The following is a 23,776-nucleotide window of genomic DNA, read 5'->3' on the forward strand; positions in this document are numbered from 1 at the left end:
GCCAACGCCACATCCAGCGCGTGAGTATGCGGTGCTGCGCGACAATCGTCACGGCGCAGGTTGTCTGCCAGCAGCCGGCAACCACCCGCAAGGGGTGGCTGCCGGGAGCCCATCAGCTGTTGTTGTGATCGATCTTGATGGTCGGGTCGCTACCGGCGATCAACGAATTGATGTTGGCGTTGGACCAGTTGTTGCCTTCCAGCTTGATCGTCACGTCGGCGTTGGCCAGGCCTCCGGCCGCGTTGAGCTTGCCTTCGGAGCTGACCTGCAGGGTCGAGACCCCGTCCACGGTGGTGATCTTGAGGAAGTTGTCGATGGTGCTGGCGCTCTCGCCCTGCAGCAGATCCCGCAGGTCGATGCGGTCACCTTCGCTGGCCTTGAAGTCCTTGATCACATCGTTACCGGTATCGCCGGCCTTCCAGACGAAGGTATCGGCACCCGAACCGCCAATCAGGATGTCATTGCCCTTGCCGCCGATCAGTGTGTCGTTGCCGGTGCCGCCCAGCAGGATGTCATTGCCCCGGCCGCCGTCCAGCAAGTCGTTGCCGCCCTGGCCGAAGAGGATGTCATTGCCATCGCCACCCAGCAGGGTGTCGTTGCCGTCGTGGCTGCCGGACACATCGAACTCGGTGTAGTGCTCGGTGATGTACTGGTGCACGTTGCTGGTGCTGACTTGGCTGACATCGACCCCGGTCTGCTTGGCCACATAGGCCTGCATGGCCTGGTAGCCCTCGCCGGCGATGCCGTTGAAGCTCACCAGGTCGCCGAACAGGATGTCGTTGCCGTTGCCGCCACTGACGGTGTCGGCGCCGGGCATGGTGGCTTCGGTGTGGCCGATGATCGAGTTGGCCAGGTCGTTCGGGTCGATGTTGGTCTGCGGCTTGCCGTCGCTGTCGTAAGGCTTCAGGTCGTTGAGGCTGACATCGCTGTTCAGGCCGATGGCTTCCACCTGGGACAGTTTGCTCAGCAGTACGAAGCCGTCATTGGAGTTGCTGGTGGTGGCCGAGTTGGTGCTGTTGCCGTTACCCGCCAGGCTCGACAGCTCATAGGTACCGTCTCCCTGGGCGTGCAGGGTGCCCAGGGTCGTGCTGTTCCAGCCGCTGCCCCACCAGTTGCTGCTGTAGGTCTGCAGTACCACCGTACCGTTGGCGTTCACGCTCAGGGCATGGGTGTTGTCGATGTAGGTGCTGAAGGTGTCCCCCAGCTTGTAGTTGCTGGTGGTCACCACATCGTCGAGGCGCACGTTGCCGTAAAGCGTCGGGTTGGTCTGCTCGCCAGTCTGGTAGTAGGTCGGCTTACCGTCGGTGATGAAGTACGTCAGGTTGGTGGCATTGGTGTTGCCGGTGGCCTGGCTGCTCTGGAAGAAGTTGGCCGTGGCCTTGAACACGTCTTCATAGTTGGTGCCGCCACCGGAAACCATCGAATCGAGCACCGCCTTGAGCTGGGCCAGGGCATTCGGATCGTTGAGGTTCACCGATACCGACTTGTTGACCTGGGTATCGAAGTCGGCCAGGAAGATGTTCACGGTGCCCGAGCCGGCGCTGCCGATGCTGTTCTTCAGGGTATTGAACACCGAGGTCAGGGAGTTCTTGGCCGCGGTGATCGAGGCACTGCTCATACTGCCCGAGCTGTCCACCATGAAGGCGATGTTGTAGTTGGTGCCCGGGACCACGGTCAGGCCGCCGATGTCCGCGACCACGATGTCGTTGCCGTCGGTGCCGGTAACGGTATCGTCGCCGGAGGTGGCGACCACGGCGTTGTAGGTGGCCGGGTAGACCTTGACCGGGATCTGCGCCGTGGAGCTGGCAGAACCACCCAGGGACTCGGTGGAGGTCGAGGTCACGTTGAGGTTGAACGAGCCGTTGTAGTAAGGCGGCGGCGTGACCATCAGGTTGCCCAGGTTCCAGCCGGTGACGTTGGCTTCGCCGGAGCTCGCGGTGGCGGTGAAGGTATGCCCGGCACCATCGCTGAGCACGGAGCCTGCAGGAATGCCGCTGATCTTCACGCTCAGGGTTTCCGAACCGTCGGTATCGGTCAGCCCGGTGCTGATCTTCGACAGGTGCACGCTGCCGCCTTCGCCGCCTTCGTTGAGCTTGTAGCCGTCGTAGTAACCCTCGCCGTTGGTGCCGTGCAGCTCGGACACCGAGACTCCAGCGTTGGTCAGGTCAGTGACGCCGGTGTACAGCGGCACGCCAGCGTTGCTCAGGTCCACCGGGGCCCCGCCGTTGACCGACAGGTTGACGTCGTAGTTGCCCGGGCCGCTCTGGTTGTGGTGGTAGATATCGATGGTGTAGTAGCCACTGGTGGTCGGGGTGAAGGTCCCGTTGAGCTTACCGCCCGCGCCCCAGGTGGTGCTGGCCACGTTCTTGCCGCCGATGGTCACCAGCAGGCTGTCGTCGCCGGTGCCGGAGAAGGTGTAGGACTTGCCGGCTTCCAGGTAGATCAGGCCGGAGGTCTTCGATGCAGTACCCGGAGTGATGTTGCCGTCGGACTGGACGTTGGTCGCCAGGCTGCTGCTGTTTGGCGTACCGGCGGCGTCGATCACCGATTTCAGGGTGCTGGCGGACGCGCCGCTGCCGTCGGTGCCCAGGCCGCTGAGGCCGGTCCAGACTTCCTTGAGCAGGCCCACCGAGTTCACGTTGTTGCCGGCCACGCTCAGGGTCGGCGCATCGGCCACTGGGGTGATGTCGACCGTGACCGTACCGGTGCTGCCGAGGGCCTGGCCATCGGTTGGCTGGAACTTGATCTGGGCGTAATCGGCCTGCTGGTTGCCCACGCCACTGCCGCCGTAGCCGTTGGTGCCGGATTCGTTGGCGTCCGGGGTGAAGCGCAGTTTGCCGGCATCGATATCGGCCTTGCTGAAGGTCTGGTTGTTGGCCACATCCTTCCAGGTCGAACCGTCCAGGTACTGCAGTTTGCCGTCACTTGGTAGCTGGGTGATCTTCACCCCGAGGCTGGATGCCGGGCTGTCGACGTCGCTGACGCCGAAGTTCGACCAGGTCAGGGCCAGTGGGGTGTCTTCGCTGCCGGTCACGGCGCCGCCGGTGGCGGTTGGGGCGTCGTTGACCGCCACCACGTTGACCGTGGTGGTGGCGACGTTGGAGTAGTTGCCACCGTCGGTCACGGTCACGGTGATGGTCCGTGGCGTGGTGCTCGGATCATGGCTGTTGTTGGTGAAGGTGATGTTCTTGATCTGCTGCATGTAGTCGGCCAGCGTCGCGTTGCCCGACAGGGTCAGGGTGATCGAACCGTCCTTGCTGTTGGCATTGATGCTGATGCCGTTGACGCTGTTGCCCAGGTTCAGCGAGTCCCCTGGCTGACGGTTGGTCAGCACGATGGTCGCGCCGGTGAGCATCGTGCTGTCCGGGTCGGTGATGCTCAGGTCGGTGTCGGCGATCGACACGCCAGGGCCCGCGGTGCCTTCGGTGAAGGTGACCTTGTAGTCGGCCCCGGTGGCGCCGCTGGAGTTGTTGGCGTCCAGATCGATGACCGGCGGAGCATCGTTGTCGATGATCGAGGTGGTGACGCTGTTGTTGCTGCCCACCACCAGGTTTTCGAAGTTGCCTCCGGTGGCCGAGTCGATCTTGACCACGAAGTTTTCCGTGCCTTCGGTGATCTTGTCGTCGATGGTGGCTACGTTGAAGGTGGCGCTGCTGGCGCCGGCCGGAATCTTCACGGTGTACACGCCGCTGAAGTCCGAGCCGTCGGTGGCGGTGCCGCTGTAGCTGATCTTCAGGGTGACTTCGGTCTGGGCCGGGTGGGTCAGGCTCACGGTGTAGCTGGCGGTCTGGCCTTCGGTGACCGAGGTGCTGCCGGTGATGCCCACCGAAGTGGTATCCACGGTGTCGGTGACGTTGGTCACCGCTGGGGTGGTGTCCGGCACCAGCTTCTCGAAGTTGCCTCCGGTGGCGCTGGTGATCGAGGCATTGACCTTGCCGGCGTCGATGTAGACGTCGTCGGCCGGCGCCGCGACGGTGACGGTACCAGTGGTTTTGCCGGCAGCGATGTTGATCACCGCACCATTGGACAGGGTCACGGTGACCGGCGTACCCGCGGCGTTGGTCAGGGTGGCGGTGTAGATGATCGAGCCGCCTTCGGCCACCGTGCCGGTGGCGCTGAGGCTGACGCTGGTGGTGTCGATGGTATCGGTCACGGTGGTGCTGACCGGGGTCTTGTCGGCGACCAGATTCTCGTAGTTACCGCCACTGACATTGGTGATGGAGTTGGTCAGCGGAGTGTGACCGACCAGTACATCGTTCGGCGCATTGATGCTCACCGAACCGGTGGTTTCGCCAACTGGAATGGTGATTTTTTCGCCATTGGCCAGGGTTACCACGACCGGCGAGTCGGTCACCGGAGCGGTCACGGTTGCGGTGTAAGTGACATTGCCACCTTCAGCTGCCGAAGGCGTGGCCTTCAGCGATACGGTGCTGGTGTCGATGGTGTCGGTGACATCAGTCACAGCCGGTGTGGTGCTTGGTACCAGCTTCTCGAAGTTGCCGCCTTCGGCCTTGGTGATGGTGGCTTCTACTTTGCCGGCGTCTTTGTAGACGTCGTCGGCCGGTGCCGCCACGGTGGCAGTGCCAGAGGTAGCGCCAGCAGCAATGGTGATTACAGCACCGTTGCTCAGGGTTACGGTGACCGGAGTACCTGCGGCATTGCTCAGGGTGGCGGTGTAAACAATCGAACCGCCTTCCGCTACCGACGGTGTGGCACTGAGGCTCAGGTTAGTGGTGTCGACGGTATCGGTCACGGTAGTGCTGACCGGGGTCTTGTCGGCGACCAGATTTTCGTAGTTGCCACCGCTGACATTGGTGATGGAGTTGGTCAGCGGAGTGTGGCCGACCAGCACATCGTTCGGCGCAGTGATGCTCACCGAGCCGGTGGTTTCGCCGACCGGGATGGTGATCTTCTCGCCATTGGCCAGGGTTACCACGACCGGCGAGCCGGTCACCGGAGCGGTCACGGTTGCGGTGTAGGTGACGTTGCCACCTTCAGCCGCCGAAGGCGTGGCCTTGAGCGACACGGTGGAGTTGTCGATGGTGTCGGTCACATTGGTGACGGCCGGCGTTGTGCTTGGTACCAGCTTCTCGAAGTTACCGCCGTCGGCCTTGGTGATGGTGGCTTCGACCTTGCCGGCGTCCTTGTACACGTCATCTGCTGGCGCGGCGACAGTCACGGTGCCACTGGTTGCCCCAGCGGCGATGGTGATTACCGCGCCGTTGCTCAGGGTTACGGTGACTGGGGTGCCGGCGGCGTTGGTCAGGGTCGCGGTATAAACGATGGAACCGCCTTCTGCCACCGACGGAGTAGCGCTCAGGGACAGATTGGTGGTGTCGACGGTGTCGGTCACGGTGGTACTGACCGGGGTCTTGTCGGCGACCAGGTTCTCGTAGTTACCGCCACTGACATTGGTGATGGAGTTGGTCAGCGGAGTGTGGCCGACCAGTACATCGTTAGGCGCAGTGATGCTCACCGAGCCGGTGGTTTCGCCGACCGGGATGGTGATCTTCTCGCCATTGGCCAGGGTTACCACGACCGGCGAGCCGGTCACCGGAGCGGTCACGGTTGCGGTGTAGGTGACGTTGCCACCTTCAGCCGCCGAAGGCGTGGCCTTGAGCGACACGGTGGAGTTGTCGATGGTGTCGGTCACATTGGTGACGGCCGGCGTTGTGCTTGGTACCAGCTTCTCGAAGTTACCGCCGTCGGCCTTGGTGATGGTGGCTTCGACCTTGCCGGCGTCCTTGTACACGTCATCGGCTGGTGCGGCCACGGTCACAGTACCGCTGGTTGCCCCAGCGGCGATGGTGATTACCGCGCCGTTGCTCAGGGTTACGGTGACTGGGGTGCCGGCGGCGTTGGTCAGGGTCGCGGTATAAACGATGGAACCGCCTTCTGCCACCGACGGAGTAGCGCTCAGGGACAGATTGGTGGTGTCGACGGTGTCGGTCACGGTGGTACTGACCGGGGTCTTGTCGGCGACCAGGTTCTCGTAGTTACCGCCGCTGACAGTGTTGATGGCATTGGTCAGCGGAGTGTGGCCGACCAGTACATCGTTCGGCGCAGTGATGCTTACCGAGCCGGTAGTTTCACCAACTGGAATGGTGATTTTTTCGCCATTGGCCAGGGTCACCACGACCGGCGAGCCGGTCACTGGCTCGCTGACAGTGGCTGTATAAGTCACGGTGCCGCCTTCGGCCGCCGTTGGCGTGGCCTTGAGCGTAATGGTGGAGTTGTCGATGGTGTCAGTCACGTCGGTGACCACTGGCCTAGTGTCAGGCACCAGCTTCTCGAAGTTGCCACCATCAACCTTGGTGATGGAAGCCTCGACCTTGCCGGCGTCCTTGTACACGTCATCGGCTGGCGCGGCCACGGTCACAGTACCGCTGGTTGCCCCTGCGGCGATGGTGATTACCGCACCGTTGCTCAGGGTTACGGTGACGGGTGTACCAGCAGCGTTGGTCAGGGTCGCGGTGTAGGTGATCTGGCCACCTTCGGCGACAGTGCCGGTAGCGCTCAGGGACAGATTGGTGGTGTCCACTGTATCGGTCACGGTAGTGCTGACCGGGGTTTTGTCGGCGACCAGGTTCTCGTAGTTGCCACCGCTGACATTGGTGATGGAGTTGGTCAGCGGAGTGTGGCCGACCAGCACATCGTTCGGCGCGCTGATGCTCACCGAACCGGTGGTTTCACCAACTGGAATGGTGATTTTTTCGCCATTGGCCAGGGTCACGACTACCGGAGAACCGGTGACCGGAGCAGTCACGGTTGCGGTGTAGGTGACGTTGCCACCTTCAGCCGCCGAAGGCGTGGCCTTGAGCGATACGGTGCTGGTGTCGATGGTGTCGGTGACATCAGTCACAGCCGGTGTGGTGCTTGGTACCAGCTTCTCGAAGTTGCCGCCTTCAGCCTTTGTGATGGTGGCTTCGACTTTGCCGGCGTCTTTATAAACGTCATCGGCTGGGGCTGCGACGGTAGCGGTGCCCGAAGTAGCACCGGCAGCGATGGTAATGACTGCGCCGTTGCTCAGGGTCACGGTAACCGGAGTACCAGCAGCGTTGGTCAGGGTGGCGGTGTAGATGATCGAACCGCCCTCGGCCACCGATGGCGTAGCGCTGAGGCTGAGGTTAGTGGTGTCGACGGTGTCGGTCACGGTAGTGCTGACCGGGGTCTTGTCGGCGACCAGATTCTCGTAGTTACCGCCACTGACATTGGTGATGGAGTTGGTCAACGGAGTGTGGCCAACCAGCACATCGTTCGGCGCGCTGATGCTCACCGAACCGCTTGTTTCACCAACTGGAATGGTGATTTTTTCGCCATTGGCCAGGGTCACGACTACCGGCGAGCCGGTCACCGGAGCGGTGACAGTCGCGGTGTAGGTGACATTGCCACCTTCAGCTGCCGAAGGCGTGGCCTTCAGCGATACGGTGCTGGTGTCGATGGTGTCGGTGACATCAGTCACAGCCGGTGTGGTGCTTGGTACCAGCTTCTCGAAGTTACCGCCTTCGGCCTTGGTGATGGTGGCTTCTACTTTGCCCGCATCTTTATAGACGTCATCAGCTGGAGCCGCGACGGTGGCGGTGCCAGAGGTAGCGCCGGCAGCGATGGTAATGACTGCGCCGTTGCTCAGGGTCACGGTAACCGGAGTACCAGCAGCGTTGGTCAGGGTGGCGGTGTAGACGATCGAACCGCCTTCTGCCACCGACGGTGTAGCACTCAGGGACAAATTGGTGGTGTCGACGGTGTCGGTCACGGTGGTACTGACTGGGGTCTTGTCGGCGACCAGGTTCTCGTAGTTGCCGCCGCTGACATTAGTGATGGAGTTGGTCAGTGGGGTGTGACCGACCAGCACATCGTTCGGCGCAGTGATGCTCACCGAACCGGTGGTTTCGCCAACTGGAATGGTGATTTTTTCACCATTGGCCAGGGTTACCACGACCGGCGAGCCGGTCACCGGAGCGGTCACGGTTGCGGTGTAGGTGACGTTGCCACCTTCGGCCGCCGAAGGCGTGGCTTTCAGCGACACGGTGGAGGTATCGATGGTATCCGTGACGTCCGTGATGGCCGGTGTGGTGCTTGGTACCAGCTTCTCGAAGTTGCCGCCTTCGGCCTTGGTGATGGTGGCTTCTACTTTGCCGGCGTCTTTATAAACGTCATCGGCTGGGGCTGCGACGGTCGCGGTGCCCGAAGTGGCACCGGCAGCGATAGTAATCACCGCGCCGTTGCTCAGGGTCACGGTGACCGGAGTACCTGCGGCATTGCTCAGAGTGGCGGTGTAGATGATCGAACCGCCTTCAGCTACCGAAGGTGTGGCACTGAGGCTGAGGTTGGTGGTGTCGACGGTATCGGTCACGGTAGTGCTGACCGGGGTCTTGTCGGCGACCAGGTTCTCGTAGTTGCCACCGCTGACATTGGTGATGGAGTTGGTCAGCGGAGTGTGGCCGACCAGTACATCGTTCGGTGCGCTGATGCTCACCGAGCCGGTGGTTTCGCCAACTGGAATGGTGATTTTTTCGCCATTGGCCAGGGTCACGACTACCGGAGAACCGGTGACCGGAGCAGTGACAGTCGCGGTATAGGTGACATTGCCACCTTCGGCCGCCGAAGGCGTGGCCTTGAGCGATACGGTGCTGGTGTCGATGGTATCGGTGACATCAGTCACGGCTGGCGTGGTGCTTGGTACCAGCTTCTCGAAGTTACCGCCTTCAGCCTTGGTGATGGTGGCTTCGACTTTGCCGGCGTCTTTATAAACGTCATCGGCTGGGGCTGCGACGGTAGCGGTGCCCGAAGTAGCACCGGCAGCGATGGTAATCACGGCGCCGTTGCTCAGGGTCACGGTAACCGGAGTACCAGCAGCGTTGCTCAGGGTGGCGGTGTAGACAATCGAACCACCTTCGGCCACCGAGTCGGTAGCGCTCAAGCTCAGAGTGGTGGTGTCTGGTGTATCGGTAACCGAGGTTTCAGCCGGCTTGTCGTTGATCTCCAGCTTCTCGTAGTTACCGCCGTCCGCTTTGGTGATGGTGGTGCTCAGGGAGCTACCGCCAGCCAGGGCGTCGTTTGGCGCGGTGAAGTTCACAGTGCCGGAGGATTCACCAACTGGAATGGTGATGGTCTGGCCGTTGGACAGGGTTACTACGACCGGCGACCCGGTCACTGGCGCGGACACCGAAGCGGTGTAAACGACAATGCCGCCTTCCGCGACGCTCGGCGTAGCGGTCAGGCTGACAGTCGAAGTATCGATAGTGTCAGTGACGTCAGTCACGGCTGGAGTCGGATTAGTCTCCAGGTGCTCGAAGTTGCCGCCATCAGCCTTGGTGATGGTGACTTCAACCTTACCGGCGTCTTTATAGACGTCATCGGCCGGTGCAGCGACGGTAGCAGTGCCCGAAGTGGCGCCGGCAGCGATGGTGATGACTGCACCGTTGCTCAGGGTCACGGTGACGGGAGTACCAGCAGCGTTGCTCAGGGTGGCGGTGTAAACAATCGACCCGCCCTCTGCCACGGTATCGGTGGCGGTGAGGCTCAGCGTTGTGGTGTCTGGTGTATCAGTAACGCTGGTTTCAGCCGGCTTGTCGTTGATCTCCAGCTTCTCGTAGTTACCGCCGTCCGCTTTGGTGATGGTGGTGCTCAGGGAGCTACCGCCAGCCAGTGCATCGTTAGGTGCGGTGAAATTCACCGAACCGTGGCTTTCGCCAACGGGGATGGTGATGGTCTGGCCGTTGGACAGGGTCACTACAACCGGTGAACCAGTCACAGGGGCAGAAACCGACGCGGTGTACACCACGATGCCGCCTTCAGCGACGCTCGGCGTGGCTGTCAACGAAACGGTACTGGTGTCGATGGTGTCGGTAACGTCAGTGACGGCCGGAGTGGTGCTTGGCACCAGGTTTTCGAAGTTGCCACCCTCTGCCTTGGTGATGGTGGCTTCAACCTTGCCGGCGTCCTTGTACACGTCATCTGCTGGCGCGGCGACAGTCACGGTGCCACTGGTTGCCCCGGCGGCGATGGTGATCACCGCGCCGTTGCTCAGCGTTACGGTCACCGGTGTACCAGCGGCGTTAGTGAGGGTCGCGGTGTAAACGATTGAACCGCCTTCCGCTACCGAAGGTGTAGCCGCCAGGGACAGATTGGTAGTGTCGACGGTGTCGGTCACGGTGGTGCTGACTGGCGATTTATCCGCCACCAGGTTCTCGTAGTTGCCGCCGCTGACATCGGTGATGGAGTTGGTCAACGGAGTGTGGCCAACCAGCACATCGTTCGGTGCGCTGATGCTCACCGAGCCGGTGGTTTCACCGACCGGGATGGTGATTTTTTCACCATTGGCCAGGGTCACCACGACCGGCGAGCCGGTCACCGGAGCGGTCACGGTTGCGGTGTAAGTGACGTTGCCACCTTCGGCTGCCGAAGGCGTGGCTGTCAGCGACACGGTGGAAGTATCGATGGTGTCGGTGACGTCGGTCACGGCTGGAGCAGGGTTGGTAACCAGGTTCTCGAAGTTGCCACCGTCAGCCTTGGTGATAGTGGCTTCTACTTTGCCGGCGTCCTTGTACACGTCATCGGCGGGTGCCGCGACGGTGACGGTGCCAGTGGTCTTGCCTGCTTCAATGGTGATCACCGCACCGTTGCTCAGGGTCACGGTGACCGGCGTGCCGGCAGCGTTGGTCAGGGTTGCGGTGTAAACGATGGACCCGCCTTCTGCTACCGAGTCAGTAGCGCTCAGGCTCAGAGTGGTGGTGTCTGGTGTATCGGTAACCGAGGTCTCGGCTGGCTTGTCGTTGATCTCCAGCTTCTCGTAATTACCGCCGTCAGCCTTGGTGATGGTGGTGCTCAAGGAGCTGCCGCCTGCCAGGGCGTCGTTTGGCGCGGTGAAGTTCACGCTGCCGGACGATTCGCCAACCGGAATGGTGATGGTCTGGCCGTTGGACAAGGTCACTACGACCGGTGAACCAGTCACAGGGGCAGAAACCGACGCGGTGTACACCACGATGCCGCCTTCAGCGACGCTCGGTGTGGCGGTCAGGCTGACAGTCGACGTATCAATAGTGTCAGTCACATCGGTGACCGCAGGCGCTGGGTTGGTGACCAGGTTCTCGAAGTTGCCGCCTTCGGCCTTAGTGATGGTGGCTTCGACTTTGCCGGCATCCTTGTACACATCGTCGGCAGGTGCGGCGACGGTGGTCGTGCCGGAAGTGGCACCGGCGGCAATGGTGATTACTGCACCGTTGCTCAATGTCACGGTGACCGGAGTGCCAGCAGCGTTGGTCAGGGTGGCGGTGTAGACGATGGAGCCACCCTCGGCCACGGAATCGGTGGCGGTGAGGCTCAGCGTTGTGGTGTCTGGTGTATCGGTAACCGAGGTTTCAGCCGGCTTGTCGTTGATCTCCAGCTTCTCGTAATTACCACCGTCAGCCTTGGTGATGGTGGTGCTCAAGGAGCTACCGCCAGCCAGGGCGTCGTTAGGCGCGGTGAAGTTCACGGTGCCGGAGGACTCGCCGACTGGAATGGTGATGGTCTGGCCGTTGGACAGGGTTACTACGACCGGCGAACCGGTCACTGGTGCCGAAACCGACGCTGTGTAAACGACGATGCCGCCTTCGGCCACGCTTGGCGTAGCGGTCAGGCTGACAGTCGATGTGTCGATAGTGTCAGTGACATCGGTAACCGCAGGAGCTGGATTGGTTTCCAGATTTTCGAAGTTGCCGCCTTCAGCCTTGGTGATGGTCGCTTCAACTTTGCCAGCGTCCTTGTAGACGTCATCGGCAGGTGCAGCAACAGTGACGGAACCTGTGGTCTTACCGGCCTCAATGGTGATGACTGCACCGTTGGACAGGGTGACGGTCACTGGTGTGCCGGCAGCGTTGGTCAGGGTTGCGGTGTAGACGATGGAGCCACCTTCGGCCACGGAATCGGTAGCCGAAAGGCTCAGCGTGGTGGTGTCTGGTGTATCAGTAACCGAGGTTTCAGCTGGCTTGTCATTGATCTCCAGCTTCTCGTAATTACCGCCATCAGCTTTGGTGATGGTGGTGCTCAGGGAGCTGCCGCCTGCCAGAGCATCATTGGGTGCAGTGAAGTTCACCGAACCATGGCTTTCACCAACCGGAATAGTAATGGTCTGGCCATTGGACAAGGTCACCACAACTGGCGAACCGGTCACTGGTGCAGACACAGACGCGGTGTACACGACGATGCCGCCCTCGGCGACGCTCGGCGTGGCTGTCAGGGAAACGGTGCTGGTATCGATAGTGTCAGTGACATCAGTCACAGCTGGCGCTGGATTGGTAACCAGGTTCTCGAAGTTGCCACCGTCCGCTTTGGTGATGGTGGTTTCGACTTTGCCAGCGTCTTTATAGACGTCATCGGCCGGTGCAGCCACGGTGGTGGAGCCAGAGGTGGCGCCAGCGGCAATGGTGATTACCGCGCCATTGCTCAAGGTCACGGTGACCGGCGTACCTGCCGCATTACTCAGTGTCGCGGTATAGACAATGGAGCCGCCTTCAGCCACGGAGTCGGTGGCCGAGAGGCTCAGTGTGGTTGTATCCGGAGTATCGGTAACGCTGGTTTCAGCGGGCTTGTCGCTGATCTCCAGCTTCTCGTAGTTACCGCCGTCGGCTTTGGTGATGGTGGTGCTCAGGGAGCTACCGCCAGCCAGGGCATCGTTCGGTGCGGTGAAGTTCACGCTGCCGGACGATTCGCCAACCGGAATAGTGATGGTCTGGCCATTGGACAGGGTCACCACAACCGGCGAACCGGTCACCGGAGCGGTGACCGAAGCGGTGTAAACGACAATACCGCCTTCGGCCACGCTCGGCGTGGCGGTCAACGAAACGGTGCTGGTATCGATAGTGTCGGTGACGTCAGTCACAGCAGGAGCTGGATTGGTAACCAGGTTCTCGAAGTTGCCACCGTCCGCTTTGGTGATGGTGACTTCAACCTTGCCGGCGTCCTTGTAGACGTCATCAGCAGGTGCAGCAACGGTAACGGAACCTGTGGTCTTACCGGCCTCAATGGTGATAACTGCACCGTTGGACAGGATCACGGTGACGGGAGTACCGGCAGCATTGGTCAAGGTCGCGGTGTAAACAATCGAGCCGCCCTCAGCCACAGTATCGGTAGCGGTCACGCTGAGGGTGGTGGTGTCTGGTGTATCGGTAACCGAGGTTTCAGCCGGCTTGTCGTTGATCTCCAGTTTCTCGTAATTACCACCGTCAGCCTTGGTGATGGTGGTGCTCAAGGAGCTACCGCCAGCCAGGGCATCGTTTGGCGCGGTGAAGTTCACAGTGCCGGAGGATTCACCAACCGGAATGGTGATGGTCTGGCCGTTGGACAGGGTTACTACGACTGGCGAACCAGTGACTGGTGCAGACACCGAAGCGGTGTAAACGACGATGCCGCCCTCAGCGACGCTTGGAGTCGCCGTCAGGCTGACAGTCGAAGTATCGATAGTGTCGGTGACGTCAGTCACAGCAGGAGCTGGGTTGGTAACCAGGTTCTCGAAGTTGCCACCGTCAGCCTTGGTGATAGTGACTTCAACCTTACCGGCGTCTTTATAGACGTCATCGGCTGGGGCCGCGACGGTGGTGGTGCCGGAGGTGGCACCTGCTGCGATGGTGATCACCGCACCGTTGCTCAAGGTCACGGTGACGGGGGTGCCAGCAGCATTGGTCAAGGTCGCGGTGTAAACAATCGAGCCGCCCTCGGCCACAGTATCGGTAGCGGTCACGCTGAGGGTGGTGGTGTCTGGTGTATCGGTAACCGAGGTTTCAGCCGGCTTGTCGTTGATCTCCAGCTTCTCGTAGTTGCCGCCGTCAGCTTTGGTAATGGTGGTGCTCAAGGAGCTGCCGCCTGCCAGGGCGTCATTTGGCGCGGTGAAGTTCACGCTGCCGGACGATTCGCCAACCGGGATGGTGATGGTTTGACCGTTGGACAAGGTCACCACAACTGGCGAACCGGTCACAGGTGCAGATACCGAAGCGGTGTAAACGACGATGCCGCCTTCAGCGACGCTTGGAGTCGCGGTCAACGAAACGGTGCTGGTATCGATAGTGTCGGTGACGTCAGTCACAGCAGGAGCTGGGTTGGTAACCAGGTTCTCGAAGTTGCCACCGTCCGCTTTGGTGATGGTGACTTCAACCTTGCCTGCATCTTTATAGACGTCATCGGCTGGGGCCGCGACGGTAGCGGTACCGGAAGTGGCGCCCGCTGCGATGGTGATTACCGCACCGTTGGAGAGGGTCACGGTCACTGGTGTGCCGGCAGCATTGGTCAGCGTGGCGGTGTAAACGATGGACCCGCCCTCAGCCACTGTATCGGTGGCCGTTACGCTCAGCGTCGTGGTGTCCGGCGTATCGGTAACGCTGGTTTCAGCCGGCTTGTCGTTGATCTCCAGCTTCTCGTAATTACCACCGTCAGCCTTGGTGATGGTGGTGCTCAAGGAGCTACCGCCAGCTAGGGCATCGTTCGGTGCGGTGAAGTTCACGCTGCCGGACGATTCGCCAACCGGAATAGTGATGGTCTGGCCATTGGACAGGGTCACCACAACCGGCGAACCGGTCACCGGAGCGGTGACCGAAGCGGTGTAAACGACAATACCGCCTTCGGCCACGCTCGGCGTGGCGGTCAACGAAACGGTGCTGGTATCGATAGTGTCGGTGACGTCAGTCACAGCAGGAGCTGGGTTGGTAACCAGGTTCTCGAAGTTGCCACCGTCCGCTTTGGTGATGGTGACTTCAACCTTGCCTGCATCTTTATAGACGTCATCGGCTGGGGCCGCGACGGTAGCGGTACCGGAAGTGGCGCCCGCTGCGATGGTGATTACCGCACCGTTGGAGAGGGTCACGGTCACTGGTGTGCCGGCAGCATTGGTCAGCGTGGCGGTGTAAACGATGGACCCGCCCTCAGCCACTGTATCGGTGGCCGTTACGCTCAGCGTCGTGGTGTCCGGCGTATCGGTAACGCTGGTTTCAGCCGGCTTGTCGTTGATCTCCAGCTTCTCGTAATTACCACCGTCAGCCTTGGTGATGGTGGTGCTCAAGGAGCTACCGCCAGCTAGGGCATCGTTAGGCGCGGTGAAGTTCACGGTGCCGGAGGACTCGCCGACTGGAATGGTGATGGTCTGGCCGTTGGACAGGGTCACTACGACCGGGGAACCGGTGACAGGTGCAGACACCGAAGCGGTGTACACCACGATGCCGCCTTCAGCGACGCTTGGCGTAGCGGTCAGGCTGACAGTCGAAGTATCGATAGTGTCAGTCACATCGGTGACCGCTGGCGCTGGGTTGGTGACCAGGTTTTCGAAGTTGCCACCATCGGCTTTGGTGATGGTGACTTCAACCTTGCCGGCGTCCTTGTAGACGTCATCAGCAGGCGCAGCAACGGTAACGGATCCTGTGGTCTTACCGGCCTCAATGGTGATGACTGCACCGTTGCTCAAGGTCACGGTGACGGGGGTGCCAGCAGCATTGGTCAAGGTCGCGGTGTAAACAATCGAGCCGCCCTCAGCCACGGTATCGGTAGCGGTTACGCTCAGCGTCGTGGTGTCCGGCGTATCGGTAACCGAGGTTTCAGCTGGTTTGTCATTGATCTCCAGCTTCTCGTAATTACCACCGTCAGCCTTGGTGATGGTGGTGCTCAGAGAGCTGCCGCCTGCCAGTGCATCGTTTGGCGCGGTGAAGTTCACAGTGCCGGAGGATTCACCAACCGGAATGGTGATGGTCTGGCCGTTGGACAAGGTCACCACAACTGGCGAACCGGTCACAGGTGCGGATACCGAAGCGGTGTAAACGACGATGCCGCCCTCAGCGACGCTTGGAGTCGCCGTCAGGCTGACAGTCGACGTGTCGATAGTGTCGGTGACGTCAGTCACAGCAGGAGCTGGATTGGTAACCAGGTTCTCGAAGTTGCCACCCTCTGTCTTGGTGATGGTGACTTCAACCTTGCCCGCATCCTTGTAGACGTCATCCGCCGGTGCGGCCACGGTGGCAGTGCCGGATGTGGCGCCGGCGGCGATGGTGATCACCGCGCCATTGGACAGGGTGACGGTCAACGGCGTACCGGCCGGGTTGGTCAAGGTCGCGGTATAGACGATGGAGCCGCCCTCGGCCACGGTGCCGGTGGCCGACAGGCTCAGGCCGGTGTCGTCGATCGTGTCGGTGACCGTGGTGACCGCTTTGTCGGCGCTCGGCTGCAGGTTCTCGAAGTTGCCGCCTTCGGCTTTGGTTATGCCGACCTCGATGATGCTGCCGTTCTTGTAGACGTCATTGGCCGGAGCCGCTACGTCGACCGAGCCGCTGGACTTGCCCGCTTCAATGGTGATCACCGCGCCGTTGGACAGGGTGATGGTCACAGGCGTCTGTGCCGGATTGGTCAGGTTGGCGGTGTAGGTGATCTGTCCGCCTTCGGAGACGCTGGCATCGGCGGTCAGGGTGACGGTGGTGGTGTCGATGGTGTCGGTGATCTGAGTCACCGCCGGAGTGGGATCTACCGTGACCACCAGGCCGCTGCCGCCGGTGGTGCCGGTTACGCTCACACTGATCTGGCCAGGGTCGATGTAGACGTTGTCCTGGGGCGCCAGAGGGACTTGCACGCTGCCAGTGGTCTGGCCTGCGCTGATCACGATGACCGCGCCATTGGACAGGGTGACGGTCAGGTCGGTCAGCGGAGCCTGGGTCAGGGTGGCGGTGTACACCAGCACACCACCGGCCTCGGTAATGGTCGGAGTGGCGCCCAGGGTCAGGGTTGCCGGGCGCAGCGAATCACTGCCGTTGCCGTTGGTGGTGGCCAGGCCGTTGTTGGTCAGTCCACCAAGGTTGTTGTCCACGGCCGAGGTGGCTTGACCCAAGCCGGCCGTCGGGAAGCCGATGGTCGGGTCTACCCGGCCTGCGGTTTCTTCCAACTGGACGAAGCTGTGGCCACCGCCCGCGGCGCCTCCGGTGCCGGCAGCGGTCGGGCCGGCTGCGGTGGCTTCCATATCGGTGGTCGGGTCGGCACCGGCGGCGATCGCCTGCTGCAACTCTGCCACCGAAGGGGCAGCTTGCGCGCTGGCCTGTGCCAGGTCGGTGCCGGAATCCGGCGCGGCGCCGCTCCACTGAGTGTCACGACCAAGATCGAGTGTGCGCCCGTCGGTCAATTCCAGGGTGACCGCACCGGCCGGGCCGGTATCGACCTGGTCACCCACGAACAGGCGGTCGCCTTCGATGAGTACGCGCCGGATTCCTTCCGGGGAAACTACGAAAACCTGACCGACAATGCTTTTGACGATGGCAACAACACTGCTCATTGGGGACTCTCCGATGTACCGCTTAATCGACTTCCATGTACCGGCTTGGGCTCGGGCCGCAACTCAGTCAGGAGGTACATTGCTGTGTAATTGAAAACGGGTATTTGACAGTATAGCTGTCAATATATTGGCTAGTTTTTTTCGAGATTAACTTTATGCCAAACTATTGACCTTATGGGTGCCATCCTAAACAATCGCTGAATTAATGTCACATTGATATTCGTGCAGTAACCTGACTTGAAGTATGTGAACCAGTTCTTAGTTTGAACTTTCCGACGGGCGGTCGTTAATGGTTGTAATCAATCAATGTGGCGCCACGTTTTGACGTGTTTCTGGACATGCTGTCCGAGGGAAATTTCTATCATGCGTTTTCACCTGTTAAAGGCCCTGCCGTTCGCCTTGGCCGCGAGTTTCGTGCAGGCACAAACACTCCCCGAAGCCATGCAGAAAGCACTGGATGTGCACCCGGAAATTCAAGCCGGGGTCAACAGCCGTCTAGCCGCTGACTATCAACTCAAAGCCGCCAAAGGTGGCTATCTGCCACGTGTCGACATGCTCGCCGGCTATGGTCGCGAGGGCACTGATAACCCCAGTACTCGTGCGGGTACTGGCAGCAATCACTGGGAAACCTTGAATCGCGGAGAGTCAAGTTTACGTCTCCAACAGATGGTTTTTGACGGTTTTGCCACCTCCAGTGAAGTGGGGCGTCAACAAGCCACCGTCAATTCCCGGGCTTATTCCCTGCTCGGCACCTCCGAGCGCACGGCGCTGACCGTAGCCCAGGTGTACCTGGACGTACTGACCCGCCGTCAATTCGTGCAGTTGGCGGAAGACAATCTGCGCAATCACGAACGCATCTACGACCAGATCAGACTGCGCACCCAACGCGGAGTGGGCAGCGGTGCCGACCTCGATCAGGCCGAAGCGCGCATGGCCCAGGCCCGCAACAACCTGATCACCGAGCAGACCAACCTGGCCGACGCCCAGACCAACTACCTGAGTGCGGTAGGACAGATGCCCGATCAACTGGAGCGTCCTGCCAGCTTTATGGCGATGATGCCGGCCAACCTTGATGAAGCCCGGCGCCAGATGCTGGAAAACAGCCCGATCCTGCGCTCCGCGGAATCCGACATCGTTGCCGCCGAGAAGCAGTACGACGCCGCCAAATCGGCGTTCTACCCACGTTTTGATGCTGAACTGGGACGCACTGCCGACAACGATCTGGACGGTCAGAACGGCCACAACAATGAATGGCAGGCCATGCTGCGCATGCGCTTCAACCTGTTCGCCGGTGGCAGCAACAAGGCCGATCTGGAGTCCAAGGCCTACCAGTCGAACCAGGCCCTGGATATCCGCAACAACGCCTTGCGGGTCTTGAACGAGGAACTGGGCCTGGCCTGGAACGCCTTGAACAACGCCAACGCCCAAGTGCCGATTGCCCAGGAATACGTTGACCGCAGCACGGCAGTGCGCACCGCTTACCAGAAGCAGTTCAGCCTGGGCGAACGTACCCTGCTGGACTTGCTCGACAGCGAAAACGAGTTGTTCACCGCGTCCCGGCGTTTGGCCGAGATCAAGAACATTCAGTTATTTACTCAGTATCGAATCAAGGCGACCATGGGCGAGTTGCTCAAGAGCCAGGGAGTGGTCGCACCTATGGCTTCCGTCGTGCAGAACGATGCGAAGCCCAAGGTCCAGCTGCCTGGGATGAATTGAGCTATTTTCATCCAACAGCCAGCCAAGAGTGTCCAGCGTGGAATCAGAAGCCAGTCGAGCGCAATTCAGTCATGATCCACGCGGTATGCATGACGACCCCTTGCTGGATGGATTGCTGACCCTTTGTTTCCTGCATCAAAAGCCCGCCAGTGCGGCAATGCTGACCACCGGTCTGCCATTGCCGTCACAGCGCCTGAGCGCCGAGTTGCTGCCCCGCGCAGCGGCCCGGGCGGGGCTGCAGGGGCGCGTGTTGCGCCGCAAGCTCGAGCAGATTCCGAGCATCGCCATGCCCGCCCTGTTGTTGCTCAAGGACGGTCGCAGTGCCGTGCTCCTAGGCTGGCAAGGTGAAGACAAGGCGCGCCTGCTGCTCAGCGAGAGCGATGGCGGCGAGGTGTGCGTCGATCGCCAATTGGTGGCCGAGGACTACAGCGGGCGAGTGTTCTTCGCCCAGCCCCAGCACAAGTTCGACGTCAACCACGGTTCGCTGATTCCCCGGGCCCGCTCCTGGTTCCGCGACACCCTCAAGCGCTCGCGCTGGCTGTATGCCGACGCCATCGCCGCCAGCCTGTTGATCAACATCATCGCCATGGCCGCGCCGCTGTTCGTGATGAACGTCTACGACCGGGTGGTGCCCAACCAGGCCACCTCGACCCTGTGGGTGCTGTCCATCGGCATCATGGGCGCTTATATCTTCGACCTGATCCTCAAGAGCCTGCGCAGCCTGTGCCTGGATCTGGCAGGGAAAAAGACCGACCTGATCATTTCCGCCACGCTGTTCGAGCGCATCGTCGGTATGGCCATGAAGTACCGCCCGGCCCGGGTCGGCAGCTTCGCCCAGAACATCCATGAGTTTCAGAGCCTGCGGGACTTCCTCGCGTCCCTGACCCTCACCAGCCTCATCGACCTGCCCTTCACCCTGCTGATCTTCCTGGTGATCGCCATCCTTGGCGGCCACCTGGTGTGGATCCCGGTGCTGGCCTTCCCGATTGCCCTCGGCATCGGCTACGCCTTGCAGAAGCCCCTGGTGGCGACCATGGAAAAAACCATGGCCCTGGGCGCCGAGCGCCAGTCGAGCCTGATCGAAACCCTGGCCGGGCTGGACGCCGTGAAGGTCAACAACGCCGAGAGCGAGCGTCAGTACCAGTGGGAGCAGACCATCGGCACCCTCAGCCGTCTGGAGCTGCGGGTGAAGATGCTCTCCAGCCTGGCGATGAACATCACCTTGCTGATCCAGCAACTGGCCGGGGTGACCATGATCGTCTTCGGTGTGTACCAGATCATCGACGGCAACCTCAGCATGGGCGGCCTGATCGCCTGCTACATGCTCAGCGGCCGGGCCCTGAGCCCGCTGGCTTCGCTGTCCGGCTTGCTGACCCGTTACCAGCAGGCGCGCGTCACCATGACCTCGGTGGACCAGATGATGGAGCTGCCCCAGGAGCGCAATTTCGACGAGCGCCCCCTGAGCCGCAGCGTGCTGCAGGGCGCTATCGAATGTCGGCTGCTGAATTTCACCTACCCGGGGCAGCAGAACCCGGCGCTGAAGAACATCAACCTGGTGATCAAGCCGGGCGAGAAGGTCGGCATCATCGGCCGCAGCGGCTCCGGCAAGAGTTCCCTGGCCAAGCTGCTGGTGGGGCTCTACCAGCCTGACTCCGGGGCCTTGCTGGTGGATGGTGTAGACATCCGCCAGATCGACGTCAGCGAATTGCGCCACAACATTGGTTACGTGCCCCAGGACATCCAACTGCTGGCCGGCACCCTGCGTGACAACCTGACCTCCGGTGCCCGTTACGTCGAAGACGAACTGGTGCTGCAAGCCTCCGAACTGGCAGGGGTGCATGAATTCGCCCGGCTGCATCCACAGGGCTATGAACTGCAGGTCGGCGAGCGCGGGCAAAACCTCTCCGGCGGTCAGCGCCAGAACGTCGCCCTGGCCCGTGCCCTGCTGCTCGATCCGCAGATCCTGCTGCTCGACGAGCCCACCAGCGCCATGGACAACACCGGCGAAGAGCGTCTCAAGCAGCGCCTGGAGTCGGTGGTGCAGAACAAGACCGTGGTCCTGGTGACGCACCGGGCGTCGCTGTTGTCCCTGGTGGACCGGTTGTTGGTGGTGGACCGTGGACAGATCCTGGCCGATGGCCCGAAAGCGGTGGTGATGGAAGCGTTGAAGAAGGGGCAGATCAGTGTTGCTTAAGCCGGGATTCAAGGACTCGATCCGCCGCTATTTCAAAGGCAGCGATTCCCTCAAGGGGCAGCCACTGCCCGAAGTCAACAAGGCCCTGATCGAGGATGCGCCACGGGTCATTCGCCTGACCATCTGGGGCATCATCGCCTTCTTCCTGTTCCTGCTGCTGTGGGCCAACTTCGCGGTGATCGACGAAGTGACCAAGGGCGAGGGCAAGGCCATTCCGTCGTCCAAGGTGCAGAAGATCCAGAACCTGGAGGGCGGGATCGTCTCCGAGCTGTACGTCAAGGAAGGCCAGGTGGTGGAGGCCGGTGCGCCGCTGATTCGCCTGGACGACACGCGCTTCCAGTCCAATGTCGGCGAAACCGAGACCGTGCGCCTGTCGATGCTGCTGCGGGTCGAACGCCTGAGCGCCGAAGTGGATGAGCGCGAACTGAACTTCCCCGCCGACGCGGTCAAGGAAGCGCCCGGCCAGGCGGCCAGCGAAAAATCCCTGTACCAGAGCCGTCGCCAGCAACTGCATGACGAAATCGGCGGCCTTCAGGAACAGCTGATCCAGAAGCAGCAGGAACTGCGCGAGTTCACCTCCAAGCAGGCCCAATACCGCCAGCAACTGGGCCTGCAGCGTCAGGAAATCGCCATGTCCGAGCCCCTGGTGGCCCAGGGCGCGGTGTCGCCGGTGGAAGTGCTGCGGCTCAAGCGCGCCGAAGTGGAAACCCGTGGCCAGCTGGACGCCACCACCCTGGCCATTCCCCGTGCCGAATCGGCGATCAAGGAAGTGCAGCGCAAGATCGATGAAACCCGCGGCAAGTTCCGCAGCGAGGCCCTGACCCAGCTCAACGAGGCGCGCACCGAACTGAACAAGGCCAGCGCCACCGGCAAGGCCCTGGAAGACCGGGTCAGCCGGACCCTGGTGACCTCGCCGGTGCGCGGTATCGTCAAGCAGCTGATGGTCAACACCATTGGCGGGGTGATCCAGCCGGGCAGCGACATGGTGGAAATCGTGCCGCTGAACGACACCCTGCTGGTGGAAGCCAAGATCCGTCCCCAGGACATCGCCTTCCTGCACCCGGGGCAGGAAGCGGTGGTCAAGTTCAGCGCCTATGACTACACCATCTATGGCGGTCTCAAGGCCCGCCTGGAGCAGATCGGCGCCGACACCATCACCGACGAAGACAAGAAGACCACCTACTACATGATCAAGCTGCGCACCGACCGCAGCCACCTGGGCACCGATGAGAAACCGCTGCTGATCATCCCCGGGATGGTGGCCTCGGTGGACATCATCACCGGCAAGAAAAGCATCCTCAGCTACCTGCTCAAGCCGATCATCCGCGCTCGCGCCGAAGCCCTGCACGAGCGCTGATCCGCGTAAAAGGCGACCTTGTCTGTAGGAGCTGGCTTGCCAGCGAAGGGGCCCGTGAGAGCGCCTTCGCCGGCAAGCCGGCTCCTGCAGTTCGTCCCATCGAACCGTCGACAGTGCAGCGTCCCCAGGCATCGCGTCGCCCGATTCAACATATCGTTATTCACTAACGGTATTTAAATTTGCTTTCTTATATCTATAAAGTCGACTCCCTGCGTACCTGCCGACCAATCGGCGCGCCGCACGAAATGAACCCACACGGGATCTCCGTGAGTTTCTGATCGACGCGCGCGCCTTCGGCGCGCCTGCGCGGGAGTTTCAGTCATGTCTGCATCAGCCAGTGCCGCGCCCATCGCCGCACAAGCCTTCGAAATCCGTCCTTTCAACGACGCTGTCGGCGCCGAAATCATCGGCCTGGACCTGTCCCGGCCGGTCAACGACCAGGACTTCGCCCGCATCCATCGCGCCCACCTGGATCATCATGTGGTGGTGTTCCGCGACCAGCGCATCAGCCCCGAACAACAGATCGCCTTCAGCCGTCGCTTCGGCGTGCTGCAGATCCATGTGCTCAAGCAGTTCTTGCTGGCCGGGCACCCGGAAATCCTCATCGTTTCCAACATCATCGAGAACGGCCAGTCCATCGGCCTGGGAGATGCCGGCAAGTTCTGGCACTCGGACCTGTCCTACAAGGAACTGCCAAGCCTGGGCTCGATGCTGCACGCCCAGGAACTGCCGGCCGAAGGCGGCGACACCCTGTTCGCCGACATGCACAAGGCCTGGGACAACCTGCCCGAGGCGCTGCGCAAGGCGGTCGAGGGCCGCAGTGCGGCGCATTCCTACACGGCGCGCTACAGCGAGACCAAGTTCGAGGGCAACTGGCGTCCGACCCTGACCCCGGAGCAACTGGCCCAGGTCGCCGAGGTGGTGCACCCGATCGTCCGCACCCACCCGGAAAACGGCCGCAAGGCGTTGTTTGTCAGCGAAGGCTTCACCACCCGCATCATCGGCCTGCCGGAGGACGAAAGTGCCCAGGTGCTGGCCGAGCTGTACGCCCACAGCGTGCTGCCGGACAACGTCTACCGCCATCAATGGCAGCCCCATGACCTGGTGTTCTGGGACAACCGCTCGCTGATCCACCTGGCCGCCGGTTGCCCGAGTCACCTGCGCCGCAAGCTGTATCGCACCACCATCCAGGGCGACGCCCCTTACTGATCGGCCGGCACGGCAGGAGAATCAC

5 protein-coding genes are annotated in these 23,776 nt (G+C 61.5%); 4 read left to right on the plus strand and 1 reads right to left on the minus strand.

Going from position 1 to position 23,776, the window contains the following annotated elements; genetic code table 11:
* Positions 1–112: 112 nt before the first annotated feature.
* On the minus strand, positions 113–17,275 hold the full coding sequence (locus tag BLV47_RS24040) for a LapA family giant adhesin (RefSeq protein ID WP_092318359.1): 17,163 nt from the start codon (positions 17,273–17,275) through the stop codon (positions 113–115).
* 363 nt (positions 17,276–17,638) lie between these two features.
* Here BLV47_RS24040 and BLV47_RS24045 point away from each other — a divergent pair, with 363 nt between their 5' ends.
* From BLV47_RS24045 to BLV47_RS24060, 4 genes are all read left to right on the plus strand, one after another.
* Positions 17,639–18,991, plus strand: coding sequence for a TolC family outer membrane protein (locus BLV47_RS24045; protein WP_092318362.1), 1,353 nt, complete (start codon positions 17,639–17,641; stop codon positions 18,989–18,991).
* A gap of 37 nt (positions 18,992–19,028) precedes the next feature.
* Complete coding sequence (locus tag BLV47_RS24050) at positions 19,029–21,185, plus strand: type I secretion system permease/ATPase (RefSeq protein WP_092318365.1); 2,157 nt, start codon at positions 19,029–19,031, stop codon at positions 21,183–21,185.
* Complete coding sequence (locus tag BLV47_RS24055; protein ID WP_092318368.1) at positions 21,175–22,542, plus strand: HlyD family type I secretion periplasmic adaptor subunit; 1,368 nt, start codon at positions 21,175–21,177, stop codon at positions 22,540–22,542. Before BLV47_RS24050 ends, BLV47_RS24055 begins: the two co-directional genes overlap by 11 nt.
* 321 nt (positions 22,543–22,863) lie before the next feature.
* Complete coding sequence (locus BLV47_RS24060) at positions 22,864–23,751, plus strand: TauD/TfdA dioxygenase family protein (RefSeq protein ID WP_092318371.1); 888 nt, start codon at positions 22,864–22,866, stop codon at positions 23,749–23,751.
* Positions 23,752–23,776 lie beyond the last annotated feature (25 nt).

The sequence above is a fragment of the Pseudomonas saponiphila genome (assembly GCF_900105185.1).
Classification (GTDB): Bacteria; Pseudomonadota; Gammaproteobacteria; order Pseudomonadales; family Pseudomonadaceae; genus Aquipseudomonas; species Aquipseudomonas saponiphila.

Coding starts and splice junctions, on each gene's coding strand:
- BLV47_RS24040 (WP_092318359.1), bottom strand. CDS start 17,275: ATGAGCAGTGTTGTTGCCATCGTCAAAAGCATTGTCGGTCAGGTTTTC.
- BLV47_RS24045 (WP_092318362.1), top strand. CDS start 17,639: ATGCGTTTTCACCTGTTAAAGGCCCTGCCGTTCGCCTTGGCCGCGAGT.
- BLV47_RS24060 (WP_092318371.1), top strand. CDS start 22,864: ATGTCTGCATCAGCCAGTGCCGCGCCCATCGCCGCACAAGCCTTCGAA.